The sequence below is a fragment of the Treponema brennaborense DSM 12168 genome (genome assembly GCF_000212415.1).
GTDB lineage: Bacteria > Spirochaetota > Spirochaetia > Treponematales > Treponemataceae > Treponema_F > Treponema_F brennaborense.
The window spans coordinates 1,127,669-1,140,466 of the sequence record NC_015500.1; the positions used below are offsets into that span (position 1 = coordinate 1,127,669).

The following is a 12,798-nucleotide window of genomic DNA, read 5'->3' on the forward strand; positions in this document are numbered from 1 at the left end:
TGTCCACACAGGTTTTAAGGAAGGTTTGGTATGAATGCGGCTCTAGAAACGTTAAAAGAACGGGGATTTTTTCAGCAATGCACGGATATCGACGGTTTGTCGGCGCTGATGGATAAAGGTCCCGTTACCTTTTATGTCGGATGCGATCCTACGGGCCCCAGTCTCCACGTCGGTCATATGGTACCGTTTTTTGCGCTGCGCCATCTGCGCGACGCGGGGCACGTCGGCATCGCGCTCGTCGGCGGAGGAACCGCCCGGATCGGCGATCCTTCGGGCAAGACCGAAATGCGTAAAATGCTTACGTACGATCAAATAGACGATAACGTCAAAAAAATAGAAGCGCAGCTCAACCGTTTTATCGGCTTCGACGGTATTCATGCGATGAGCGACAATAATAAGTTTTGGCTCGCTGATTTGAATTATATCGATTTTCTGCGCGACATCGGTTCGTGCTTTTCCGTTAACCGGATGCTTACGTTTGAATCGTACAAAAAACGGATGGAAACCGGTTTGTCGTTTCTGGAGTTTAACTATCAGCTGCTGCAGAGTTTCGATTTTCTGAAACTGCACGAACGGCACAACGCCTGTCTTCAGATCGGCGGAGACGATCAGTGGGGTAATATCGTCGCCGGCGTCGATCTGATCCGCCGGAAAACCGGAGACGAAGTTTTCGGGCTGACGTTCCCGCTTATCACCCGTTCCGACGGCAAAAAAATGGGAAAAACGGAAAAAGGCGCACTGTTTCTTGACCCCGCGCTCACACCGATATTCGATTTCTTTCAATATTGGCGCAACGTTGCCGACGCCGACGTCCGCAAATTCCTGCTGCTGTTTACGTTCTTATCCGTTGCCGAAGTGGACGCAATCGTTTCGGGTGACATCAATAAGGCGAAGGAACGGCTCGCTTGGGAAGTAACGGCCGTCATTCACGGAAAGGCTGAAGCCGATACGGCGCTTGCCGGGGCGAAGGCTGCGTTCGGCGGCGGCGGAGACCGCGCGTCCATGCCGACGGCAACTTTGCCCGCCGCTTTGTTTGCCGGCGAGGGAATCGGCGTCGTCGATCTGTTCTTTGAATCAAAGCTCGCTGCAACCAAAAGCGACGCCCGCCGGCTGGTGCAGCAAGGCGGTGCGTATATGACCGGTGCCGACGGTACCGAAACGCAGCTGCAGGATATCGCCGCCAAAATTACTGCCGCCGATTTCGACGGCAGCGGGGAATTGATTCTTCGCGCCGGAAAAAAGAAATTTATCCGCGTTATCTATCAATAAACGGAGGCGTGTGCCTATGAGCTCGAAAAATAAAAAGAATCCGGAGCGTTCGGACGAACAAGTTTCTAATAAGAAGCTCCGTTCGAAACTGACGCTTCGCGGCGTATTATCGGTTTTGGTTATTGCGGTTATCGTCCGGCAACTGTTCGCCGGCGATTATGAAAGCGTGTTCATGGGCGTGCTGACGCTCGTCCTGTTCGCGATTCCGGTGCTGATCGACCGGAAGATGGGGATAGACATACCGTCCGGCCTTGAAGCGGTCATTCTCTGTTTTATTTTTGCCGCCGAAATCTTGGGTGAAGTCGATTCGTTTTATACGAAATTCAAACATTGGGATACGATGCTGCACACCGTGAACGGTTTTCTGATGGCTGCCGTCGGGTTCGCGCTGGTCGATATTTTCAACCGCAGTGATAAATTTGCTTTTAAACTGTCTCCGTTCTTTTTGGCAATAACGGCGTTCTGCTTTTCGATGACGGTCGGCGTATTGTGGGAATTTTTCGAGTTCGGAATGGATATGCTTTTCAATACGGATATGCAGAAAGATTATATCGTTACGCAGATCAATTCGGTAAAATTCAATCCGGACGGACTCAATATCGTGAGCCGGGTACCGGTGAAAACGCTCGTCGTTAACGGTGAAGACTGGATAAGCCGTTTCGGCGGCTATATCGATATCGGTCTGATCGATACGATGAAAGATCTGTTCGTCAATTTTATCGGCGCAGTTATATTTTCCGTCATCGGTTTTTTCTATGTCAAAAACCGCGGTAACGGAAAATTTGCCAAGCAGTTCATTCCGACGGTCAAACCTGTCTCCGTGGAGGAGCTTTCCGGTTCCGATGCGCCGTAACGTGTGTTTTCACCGTCCGGAAGCGACGGTGAAAGCTGTTGTCAGCGTCGGTGAAAGCGGTTGTCAGCGTCGTCCTTCGTGCTGGTGCGCAATAAAAATACTGAAAAAAATAATAGAAAAAAAGGAAAAAAAGAGTTGACAAAGGGGAGAGAAGTGTGATAGATTAGTCAACGTCGCCGCTAAACAGCACTTCAAAACACTGAAAACGGTAACAATACCTTGAAAACTTTGCAGTTCCGTACCAATAAAAAAAACGGTTCAGAAAGAAAGTTCACAAAGTATCTTGAAAGAAAAGCCGAGTTGTGATAAACTCAATGCACTTGCGAAAGCAGGAATAAAGCTGAAAGCCTGAGAAAAAAGGGGAGTAAGCGATGATATTTGACAGTAAAGGGAAGGGAAAGAAAGACAAAGGTTTAATGCAAAAGCAGAAAACCGGTAAGGTCAGTACGTTCGGTACGGGAAACCGTATTGAAAGAGAAAGAATGGAAGACAGAGTAACATCTGTAAACCCGCCGAGTATGAAAATATTCGGCAGATTCCTTGAAAATAAGAAGGAATCGAACTGAAATGAAATCATCGGCTCTTCGGAGCTAATGAATAAATCATGGAGAGTTTGATCCTGGCTCAGAACGAACGCTGGCGGCGCGTCTTAAGCATGCAAGTCGAACGGCAAGAGATAGCAATATCTCCTAGAGTGGCGGACTGGTGAGTAACACGTGGGTGACATACCCTTCAGATGGGGATAGCTATTAGAAATAGTAGATAATACCGAATACGAGCACAGAGGTTAGAGAGCTGTGAGGAAAGGAGCTAAGGCTCCGCTGAAGGAATGGCCTGCGGCCCATTAGCTAGTTGGTGAGGTAAAAGCCCACCAAGGCGATGATGGGTATCCGGCCTTAGAGGGTGAACGGACACATTGGGACTGAGATACGGCCCAGACTCCTACGGGAGGCAGCAGCTAAGAATATTCCGCAATGGACGAAAGTCTGACGGAGCGACGCCGCGTGGATGAAGAAGGCCGGAAGGTTGTAAAATCTTTTGAAACTGAAGAATAAGCGTTGTAGGGAATGACAGCGTGGTGACAGTAGGTTTTGAATAAGCAACGGCTAATTACGTGCCAGCAGCCGCGGTAACACGTAAGTTGCGAGCGTTGTTCGGAATTATTGGGCGTAAAGGGCATGTAGGCAGTTTTGCAAGCTTGGTGTGAAATCCCGGGGCTCAACCCCGGAACCGCATTGAGAACTATAAGACTAGAGTTACTGAAGTGAAACTGGAATTCCAGGTGTAGGGGTGAAATCTGTAGATATCTGGAAGAACACCAATGGCGAAGGCAAGTTTCAGGCAGATAACTGACGCTGAGGTGCGAAGGTGCGGGGAGCGAACAGGATTAGATACCCTGGTAGTCCGCACAGTAAACGATGTACACTAGGTGTCTGGTCAAGAGACTGGGTGCCAAAGCAAACGTGATAAGTGTACCGCCTGGGAAGTATGCCCGCAAGGGTGAAACTCAAAGGAATTGACGGGGGCCCGCACAAGCGGTGGAGCATGTGGTTTAATTCGATGGTACGCGAGGAACCTTACCTGGGTTTGACATATACTGGAATGTGTTGGAGACAACAGAGCGTAGCAATACGCCGGTATACAGGTGCTGCATGGCTGTCGTCAGCTCGTGCCGTGAGGTGTTGGGTTAAGTCCCGCAACGAGCGCAACCCCTACTGCCAGTTACCAGCAAGTAATGTTGGGGACTCTGGCGGAACTGCCGGTGACAAACCGGAGGAAGGTGGGGATGACGTCAAGTCATCATGGCCCTTATGTCCAGGGCTACACACGTGCTACAATGGTTGAAACAGAGCGAAGCGAATCCGCAAGGTAGAGCAAAACGCAAAAAAGCAATCGTAGTTCGGATTGGAGTCTGAAACTCGACTCCATGAAGTTGGAATCGCTAGTAATCGCGCATCAGCACGGCGCGGTGAATACGTTCCCGGGCCTTGTACACACCGCCCGTCACACCATCCGAGTAGAGGGTACCCGAAGCCGGTAGTCTAACCCGAAAGGGAGGACGCTGTCGAAGGTACGTTTTGTAAGGAGGGTGAAGTCGTAACAAGGTAGCCGTACCGGAAGGTGCGGCTGGATCACCTCCTTTCTAAGAGAAAGGTAACAGCAGTATAAAAGCTGCAAAAGGTATTGTGTATATACCGCCCGTTCACTGATTCTTATCACTCTTTCTTTCCTTTTCCCTTTTTGTTATATAATGCGAAAGTTTCAGAAATGAAACTGGAGATGAAAGGACGATCTGGGGATATAGCTCAGCTGGCTAGAGCATCGGCTTTGCAAGCCGAGGGTCAGGGGTTCGAATCCCCTTATCTCCAATAAAACTGATTTGCGGTTTTATATCGAAGAAATTGCTATGTAATTTTTGCGGTACAAGAAGAAGCGCAGGAAGTTTTTCAGTGAAATCTGGTGTCGAAGCTAGAGAATAATGAAGAGATCTTTGAAAAGAACAGGGAAGGGAAACGAAGAAGGAATTGAATGAAAGTTCAATTTCGGAATGAAGGTAAAAGAAGATACCTTTGATATGCGAGGATGCGGAAGCGAAGCTTGACGAGAAAAGAGCGGAAGTATCCGAGAGAGTGTATTGAAGGGAAGAAAAGATAATATGGTCAAGCGAAAATAGGTTTATGGTGGATGCCTAGGAGCTGAGAGGCGAAGAAGGCCGTGATAAGCTGCGAAAAGCCGCGGGTAGGAGCAAATATCTGTTAAACCGCGGATAGCCGAATGGGGTAACCCACAGGGAGCGATTCCTGTACTACAGTGACTGAATAAAATAGGTCAGTAGAGCCAGACTGTGTGAAGTGAACCATCTAAGTAACACGGGAAAAGAAATCAAGAAGAGGAGCGATCCTCCGGAGATTCCGAAAGTAGCGGCGAGCGAAATCGGAAGAGCCCAAACGTAAGTACCGCAAGGTACAACGGGTTGTAGGGCCGCATGGGGATGACCCGAAGAGTTGAGATAAAACTTATTTATAGCAGAAAGGTATGGGAATGCCTGCCGAAGAGGGTGAAAGCCCCGTAAGCGAAATGAATAGGACTCTTTGATGCGGTACCTGAGTACGGCGGGGCACGAGAAACCCTGTTGGAATCTGGGTCGACCACGATCCAAGGCTAAATACTCCTCAGCTACCGATAGTGAACCAGTACCGTGAGGGAAAGGCGAAAAGAACCCCAGTAAGGGGAGTGAAAAAGAACCTGAAACCATAAACTGACAAGATGTCACGGCACGAAAGTGTTGTGGCGTGCCTTTTGTAGAATGAACCTGCGAGTTACGTTATGCAGCGAGGTTAAGGCATAGTAGTGCTGGAGCCGGAGGGAAACCGAGTCTGAAAAGGGCGAACAGTTGCATGGCGTAGACCCGAAGCCAAGGTGATCTAGTCATGAGCAGGTTGAAGCAAGGGTAAAACCTTGTGGAGGACCGAACTATAATCTGTTAAAAAAGGTATGGATGACTTGTGACTCGGAGTGAAAGGCTAAACAAACCTGGAAATAGCTGGCTCTCCCCGAAATGCCTTTAGGGACAGCCTCATACAAAATTGCAGGAGGTAAAGCACTGGATGGGCTAGGGGGCGTCACTGCCTACCAACCCCAATCAAACTCTGAATGCCTGTAATCAACGTATGGGAGTGAGACTGCGTGCGACAAGGTTCGTAGTCAAGAGGGAAACAGCCCAGACCAACAACTAAGGTCCCGAAATACCGCTAAGTGTAAAATGAAGTGCAAATGCAAAGACAGCCAGGAGGTTGGCTTAGAAGCAGCCATTCCTTAAAAGAGTGCGTAATAGCTCACTGGTCGAGCATGTGTGCGCAGATAATGTAACGGGGCTAAGCGGTATACCGAAGTTTTGGATCAGTATCATAAGATATTGGTGGTAGGGGAGCATTCCATTAACTGAAGAAGGAAGACCTGTGAGGGGTTCTGGAGGAAATGGAAGAGAGAATGCAGGTATAAGTAACGCAAAGACGGGTGAGATCCCCGTCCGCCGAAAACCTAAGGATTCCTGGGTAAAGGCAATCTGCCCAGGGTAAGTCGGCCCCTAAGGCGAGGACGAAAGTCGTAGTCGATGGGAATCTGGTTCAAAATCCAGAACCTTCAATAGTTTCGAGGGCAGGACGCATGAGGTGAAACCCGGCCGGAGAATGGTAGTTCCGGTCGAAGCGACGAGCTGAAGAGAGATACAGGTAAATCCGTATTTTGAGGTGAGTTGTGACAGCGAGCGGAGAGAAAGTCGAAGTGAAGCGGGTGTAATCAAGGTGCCGAGAAATACTGTCTAAGGCTAGGCTATTGAAGACCGTACCGGAAACCGACACAGGTAGGAAGGATGAGAAATCTAAGGCGCACGAGCGACCTCGCGTTAAGGAACTCGGCAAAATGCACACGTAACTTCGGAAGAAGTGTGGCCCCTGATTGGTAAAAGAATGGGGGTGGCACAGAGCAGGCCCAGGCGACTGTTTATCAAAAACACAGCCATCTGCGAATCAGTAATGAGACGTATAGGTGGTGACACCTGCCCGGTGCTGGAAGGTTAAGAGGAGCGGTAATACGAGAGTAGAAGCTGTGAATCGAAGCCCCAGTAAACGGCGGCCGTAACTATAACGGTCCTAAGGTAGCGAAATTCCTTGTCGGGTAAGTTCCGACCCGCACGAATGGTGTAACGATTCTGGGCACTGTCTCAACGCGAGACTCGGTGAAATTTATATACCGGTAAAGAAGCCGGTTACCCACAGTTAGACGGAAAGACCCCGTGAACCTTCACCGTAACTTACTATTGGGATTCTATTTATGATGTGTAGAATAGGCGGGAGACAGAGAAGCATGGGCGTCAGCTTGTGCAGAGTCGAAAAGTGAAATACCGCCCTTTATGAATGGAATTTCTAACCGGAGCCATGAAGCTGGTGCCGGGACAATGGTAGGCAGGCGGTTTGACTGGGGCGGTCGCCTCCAAAAGAGTAACGGAGGTGCGCGAAGGTCTCCTCACGCTGGTTGGAAATCAGCGCACGAGTGTAAAGGCACAAGGAGGCTTGACTGCGAGACAGACATGTCGAGCAGGTACGAAAGTAGGTCTTAGTGATCTGGCGGTAGCGAGTGGAAGCGCCGTCACTTAACGGACAAAAGGTACTCCGGGGATAACAGGCTGATCTTCCCCAAGAGTTCACATCGACGGGAAGGTTTGGCACCTCGATGTCGGCTCATCGCATCCTGGGGCTGGAGCAGGTCCCAAGGGTTTGGCTGTTCGCCAATTAAAGCGGTACGTGAGCTGGGTTCAGAACGTCGCGAGACAGTTCGGTCCCTATCTGCTGTGGGCGTTGGATGGTTGAGAGGAGCTGCTTTTAGTACGAGAGGACCGAAGTGGACGAACCTCTGGTTTACCAGTTATCCTGCCAAGGGTAAGTGCTGGGTATCTAAGTTCGGAAGGGATAACCGCTGAAAGCATCTAAGTGGGAAGCCCACCTCAAGATAAACCATCCCTGAGGGTTTAACCCTCCTGAAGACTCCAGACAGACTATCTGGTTGATAGGCTGCAGGTATAAGTATAGTAATGTATTCAGCCGAGCAGTACTAATAAGTCGTGAGGCTTGACCATATTATCGTTTCTTGATAATCTTATGAAACCTTTGAAGCGCAATAGCCTGAACCGCAGCGGCTCTTGATATTGTATCGTTTCCTTTAATCTGTTTAATTGCCTGGTGGCCATAGTGGAGAGGTAATACCCGTTCCCATCCCGAACACGGAAGTCAAGCTCTCTTACGCCGATGATACTGCTATTGCGGGAAAGTAGGTTGCTGCCAGGCTTTTTTTATTTTAAAACTCTTTTCAAACTCTCATACGCATAAAACGTGCAGGAAAAAGTCTCCACGAGTGTTTTAGTTTTCATTTTGGTGTTATTGTATTTGATTGCCCGCAAGTCTGTAATCTTTTTCTTTATTACTGGACTATTTTCACTATTACTGATATTATAGGTAAGGATTAAGATTATGAATAAAATTTCACGAGAGCAAAAATTACAAAAAATTCTTGAAACGGAAAAGATACTTACCGATATTCAGGATGTTGACGTTCTGCTTGAAAGACTTTTAACAGAAGCTCGCGGTATTGTTCATGCTGATGCCGGATCAATTTACGTATATGAGAATGAAAAATTAAGTATAAAATATGCTCAAAATGACACGCAACGACGAAAACTTGCTCCAGGTCAGAAATTGCCGTTTTCTTATTTTTCTTTTGCCGTTAATGAAAAATCTATTGCCGGTTTTTCTGTTCTGAAAGGAACTGCCGTAAATATTTCGGATGCATATGCTTTGTCTCCTGAACTGCCGTATTCATTTAATAAACAGTCTGACAGTGTGACCGGATATCGAACGAAATCTATTTTGACGCTGCCGTTGCGCACCGCTGCAGGTAAAATTCTCGGCGTTTTGCAGATGATAAATGCATTGGATACTGATGGGACCATTATCAGTTTTGATGAAGATGCCGAATTATTTTTGACTCATTTTGCTTCAGCGGCAACGCAAGCTTTGGAAAGGGCTTATTTAACCCGTTCTATGGTTATGCGAATGATTACTATGGCCGGTTTTCGTGATCCGAAGGAAACCGGAGGTCATGTTCTTCGGGTGTCAAGTTATGCGGTTGAGATTTATGATCGTTGGGCGTTTGAAAACCATATTCCGGAAGATGAACAGCATAAATTCCGCGATGCATTAAAAATTGCGGCCATGCTGCATGATGTCGGAAAAGTCGGTATTCCGGATGTTATTTTAAAAAAACCGGGCTCGTTCACGGACGAAGAATATGCTATTATCAAAACGCATACGTATTTGGGAGCTTGCCTGTTTGCGGAGATTGAATCGCCGCTCGACGAAATGGCGCGTGCGGTCGCCCTGCATCATCACGAACGCTGGGACGGTACCGGATACCCAGGAAACGTCGATCTTTCTAAGATAACCGTTGGAGATTTCTCCGAAGATTTATGTACTGATGGTCTTGCTGGTGAAGAAATTCCGCTTGCGGCACGCATCGTGGCATTGGCAGACGTTTTTGATGCACTTTCGTCAAAGCGTATCTATAAGCAGGCATGGAACGAGCGCGACGTTCTTGCGGAGATTTTGGCTGAATCCGGTAAGCAATTTGATCCGCAGATTGTTTCAATATTTTTCAAAGTGCAGCCGCAGATAAGCGAAATCCGTCTTGCATATCCCGATGCAACCTAGCGGTATCGTTTCAGCTTTTTTTGAATTTCCTTATCGAAGCAGTTTGCAAAATTATTACTGTTTTTTTGATTGTATGAACCGTTCCGTTCCGGTTGAATGCCGGCCGTTACGAGTGAATAGTTAAAATTTCTGATAGATATGTATTCCGAGATATTTTCAGGAGTAAATATTGTTCCCCGATCGTTTAGAACTGTTATCTTTTTCGCTATTAAACGTGCCGCAAGCGGTATGTCTCGGGTAACCGCAATGTCGTCCGGTTCAACGTTTGCTACGATATAATTATCGGCAGCGTCTGCCGTTGCTTCGGCTTGTATCATGTGAACGTTTTCCCAGTCTGGTAGGGAAAGCTGCCTGTTTGCAACGAAATAAAGCGGAAATTGCAATCGTTTGGCAAATTTTAAAACCAGATTTCTGACCGGAACGGGACAGGAATCCGCATCTATCCATACGCTGAAACCCTGCATGAATTAATTGAGCGCCTTTTCGATATTTGAAATCATTTTAAGCGTAAGTTCTTCCGCTTCGGAAAGTTCTCTTGAGCTCGGAGATTTTGCCAGCTGTGCGTTTTTTATTTTTTCTTTATACAATTCATCGCACAGCATGATACCGGCCAGTATTGCGCTTTGCAGCGGTTCTTTCGTGTCCGCATTGTTTTCAAGCTGTTTGACGATTTGATTATAATAGGTCAGCAGACTTTGCAGATACGCTGAACTTTCTTTTGCCTTGATTGTAAAAGAGGTACCTAATGTATCAATCTGAAGTGTTCCCATCTGCGTACGACTCCGATTTTATATCCGAAAACGGGGCGGTTCGTTAAAAAATATCAAATTGACCGTTATTTTGTTCAGCCGGTGTGCCGTTGAATAACGAGTCTTCTTTTTCTTCTATTATATCGTCTTGTGCTGCAGGAACGTCTGCGGCTCCGTACGTTTGTACGGGAGAAACCGTCGTCGTTTCCGGTACTGCCTGCGGAGCGGAAGTGTCCGTTTCCTGAGCGAAAACGGACGGCTGCGCCGTCGTGTGTTCCGCAGGAGCCGTTTGCTGCTGCGGGGACTGAAGCTGACCGGCTGCTTGCAATACAGAATTTTCAACTGTATTCAGCCGGTCCAGTGCATGAAGAATTCCCTGTTCGATCTTGGATTGATCCTGCTCATATGCGGATAATGCAGCGGCGGCTTCTTTTCCGGATTGTTCAAGCTGCGCACATTTCTGTTTCAGCTCGGCATTTTCCGTTACAAGCAGTCCCAGTTTTGCAACGATACTTTCAACTTTCTGTTCAAGTACGCGAATCTGATCAAGGGAAATCATCTGCTATGCACCCAGTGCCTTTTTTGCCGTTTCAACGACCGCTTTGAATGCATCCTGATCTTCGATTGCCATATTAGACAACGCCTTGCGGTTGATCAGCACGCCTGCTTTCGTAAGACCTTCGATAAAACGAGAATAGGAAAGGCCTTCTTCACGGACTGCGGCGTTAATACGCGTAATCCACAAAGACCTCATATCGCCCTTTCTGTCACGGCGGTCCACGTATGCGTGCGTCAGTGATTTTACAACTGCGTCTTTTGCAGCTTTATAATTCGTGCTTCTTCTTCCGGTAAAACCTTTTGCCAGTTTCAGGATTTTGGCACGGCGATTCTTGCGTTTCGTTCCGTCAATTGCTCTTGACATCGTATTCTCCTAATTTGTAATTAACCGTAAGGCAGAAGCTGTTTGCGGACTTTAGCGGCATCCGCTTCGCTTAAAATACCGGAAGCGCGGAGCTGTCTCTTGCGTTTCGCGGCCTTTTTGGTCAGGATATGGCGAAGATTCATCTTCTTATACTTGACTTTTCCACTTCCGGTCAACGAAAACCGTTTCGCTGCGGCACGCTTTGTTTTCATTTTGGGCATTTACGTTACCTCGTCATTTTTTTGCTTTCGGACTTAATGTCATCGACATAAAACGGCCTTCCATAGCGGGCTGTTTTTCTACGACATATTCGTCGTCCAGTCTTTTCAGGACTTCTTTCAGAACATCATAACCGAGTTCGGTATGGGCAAGTTCACGCCCGCGGAAGCGGATGGTTACTTTTACCTTATTACCTTCGGCCAGAAATTCTTGTACATGCTTCGATTTAAAATCAAGATCGCCTGCGCCGATTTTCGGCTGCATTCTGATTTCCTTGAGTTTAAGCAGTTTCTGGTTCTTCTTGGAGTCACGGAGCTTTTTCTCCTGTTCAAACCGGTACTTGCCGTAATCGAGAATTTTACATACCGGCGGATTCGCCTGCGGTGCAACTTCAACAAGGTCGAGCTCACGCTCTTTAGCCATTTTGAGAGCCTCAATGGTAGGGACAATACCTTTTTGTTCACCCTCATCGTCTATTAGTCTGACTTCTCGAACACGGATTTGTTCATTAATCCGTAAACCCTTATTTTCCGCCAACGATCCCCCTTGGATTATTCGTGTGCAATGCAGCAGGAATAACACTTATGTAAAGCATATACGTTATCATAACAGATATGCGGGTGGCATGTCTAGTATGTAAAATGATTTTTTTGTATTGCACGAGTTGCCGTTCAGCCGTTATCGGACTGTCTTTGGGTAATCGCAACTATTTCCGGTTGATTTTTATATCCGTTTCAGGTATATGTTGTATATGTATATTTTTTTGGTAACCATTTTTCCTTGTGCGCTTTTTCTTTTTTTTCGGCAGCGTAAATCTGCCGGATTCCTGTCTGTTTGTTACGCCGGATTGATGTGCGCCGTCGTTTTCTGCTGTGCGTCCGGTCTGTTCGGAAATTCATACCGTTTGCCGCCGGCGGGTTTTGTCGGTAATTTTTTCTTCTATTTTTGTTTTGAAACGCTGCTTCCGATCGGTATATTATATGCGGCGTTCTGGCTGCTTTCAAAAGACACGGTTTCTTTTAAGTATGCCTCGTTTTTTCCGCTTATTGCAGGCTTTTACACGGTTTTTCTGCCATTCAGAGTGTTTTCTGCTAACGCAACATATCCGTTTTTCGTGCTGTTTGTAAAACCGGTACTATATTTACTGCTTTCGGTTAACGCGGCGTTTCTGCTGAGACGTGCGTACGACGGTTTCGGAAAATCGCTGAAAAATGGACTCCCGTTTATCGGTGCGCTGATTGCCGCTTTGTGCGTACCTGCGGCGATAGAAGCGTTCTGGTACGATTCGGGCAACACGCTGTTATGGATTTTATTTTCCGTTCTGTATGCGGCTGCGGCTGTTGTCAATATGTCGTTTCCACTCGGCCGAGAGCGCGGGAGCAGGTGCCGCACGGCGACAGGGCAATCTTCGGCTGACATCACTGCGGAAAGTTCCGCCGAGTAAACAAAACGTCTGCTGAATGAACAAACGGCAGCCGAATAAACAAACGGCTATCCGCCTGAACAAAGTTCAAACGGATAGCC

11 protein-coding genes, 1 tRNA gene and 3 rRNA genes are annotated in these 12,798 nt (G+C 47.5%); 9 read left to right on the forward strand and 6 right to left on the reverse strand.

Going from position 1 to position 12,798, the window contains the following annotated elements:
* The first annotated feature begins 30 nt into the window (after positions 1 to 30).
* From tyrS to TREBR_RS04775, 8 genes are all read left to right on the forward strand, one after another.
* A complete protein-coding gene (gene tyrS, locus TREBR_RS04740) occupies positions 31 to 1,269 on the forward strand; it encodes a tyrosine--tRNA ligase (RefSeq protein WP_013758086.1) in 1,239 nt (412 codons plus the stop codon).
* A gap of 16 nt (positions 1,270 to 1,285) precedes the next feature.
* Entirely contained in the window at positions 1,286 to 2,122 is an 837-nt protein-coding gene (locus TREBR_RS04745) for a DUF2238 domain-containing protein (protein ID WP_013758087.1), read from the forward strand.
* Between the two features lie 371 nt (positions 2,123 to 2,493).
* A complete protein-coding gene (locus TREBR_RS04750; protein WP_013758088.1) occupies positions 2,494 to 2,688 on the forward strand; it encodes a hypothetical protein in 195 nt (64 codons plus the stop codon).
* 35 nt (positions 2,689 to 2,723) lie between these two features.
* Positions 2,724 to 4,265: ribosomal RNA gene (locus tag TREBR_RS04755) — 16S ribosomal RNA — on the forward strand.
* Between the two features lie 152 nt (positions 4,266 to 4,417).
* Positions 4,418 to 4,491: transfer RNA gene (locus tag TREBR_RS04760), tRNA-Ala, on the forward strand.
* Positions 4,492 to 4,780: 289 nt separating this feature from the next.
* A 23S ribosomal RNA gene (locus TREBR_RS04765) occupies positions 4,781 to 7,757 on the forward strand.
* Between the two features lie 99 nt (positions 7,758 to 7,856).
* Positions 7,857 to 7,965 (forward strand): 5S ribosomal RNA (rrf, locus tag TREBR_RS04770).
* Together the 16S, 23S and 5S rRNA genes with 1 tRNA gene alongside form the textbook arrangement of a ribosomal RNA operon.
* A gap of 183 nt (positions 7,966 to 8,148) precedes the next feature.
* On the forward strand, positions 8,149 to 9,384 hold the full coding sequence (locus TREBR_RS04775; protein WP_013758089.1) for an HD-GYP domain-containing protein: 1,236 nt from the start codon (positions 8,149 to 8,151) through the stop codon (positions 9,382 to 9,384).
* On the opposite strand, the gene TREBR_RS04780 is transcribed toward TREBR_RS04775, so the two are convergent.
* The 6 genes from TREBR_RS04780 to infC are packed head-to-tail and all read right to left on the reverse strand — an operon-like array spanning position 9,381 to position 11,811.
* On the reverse strand, positions 9,381 to 9,848 hold the full coding sequence (locus tag TREBR_RS04780; protein ID WP_013758090.1) for a YaiI/YqxD family protein: 468 nt from the start codon (positions 9,846 to 9,848) through the stop codon (positions 9,381 to 9,383). The two genes, TREBR_RS04775 and TREBR_RS04780, sit on opposite strands and share 4 nt — an antisense overlap.
* A 3-nt stretch (positions 9,849 to 9,851) precedes the next feature.
* Entirely contained in the window at positions 9,852 to 10,154 is a 303-nt protein-coding gene (locus tag TREBR_RS04785; protein WP_013758091.1) for a cell division protein ZapA, read from the reverse strand.
* A 43-nt stretch (positions 10,155 to 10,197) separates the two neighbouring features.
* Entirely contained in the window at positions 10,198 to 10,692 is a 495-nt protein-coding gene (locus TREBR_RS04790; protein ID WP_013758092.1) for a cell division protein ZapB, read from the reverse strand.
* A 3-nt stretch (positions 10,693 to 10,695) separates the two neighbouring features.
* On the reverse strand, positions 10,696 to 11,055 hold the full coding sequence (rplT, locus tag TREBR_RS04795; RefSeq protein WP_013758093.1) for a 50S ribosomal protein L20: 360 nt from the start codon (positions 11,053 to 11,055) through the stop codon (positions 10,696 to 10,698).
* Positions 11,056 to 11,075: 20 nt separating this feature from the next.
* A complete protein-coding gene (rpmI, locus tag TREBR_RS04800) occupies positions 11,076 to 11,276 on the reverse strand; it encodes a 50S ribosomal protein L35 (protein WP_013758094.1) in 201 nt (66 codons plus the stop codon).
* A 13-nt stretch (positions 11,277 to 11,289) separates the two neighbouring features.
* A complete protein-coding gene (infC, locus tag TREBR_RS04805; RefSeq protein ID WP_013758095.1) occupies positions 11,290 to 11,811 on the reverse strand; it encodes a translation initiation factor IF-3 in 522 nt (173 codons plus the stop codon).
* 214 nt (positions 11,812 to 12,025) lie between these two features.
* On the opposite strand from infC, the gene TREBR_RS04810 reads away from it, so the two are divergent.
* Positions 12,026 to 12,718: a hypothetical protein gene (locus TREBR_RS04810; protein ID WP_013758096.1), complete on the forward strand. Its 693-nt coding sequence runs from the start codon at positions 12,026 to 12,028 to the stop codon at positions 12,716 to 12,718.
* The last annotated feature ends 80 nt before the right edge of the window (positions 12,719 to 12,798 follow it).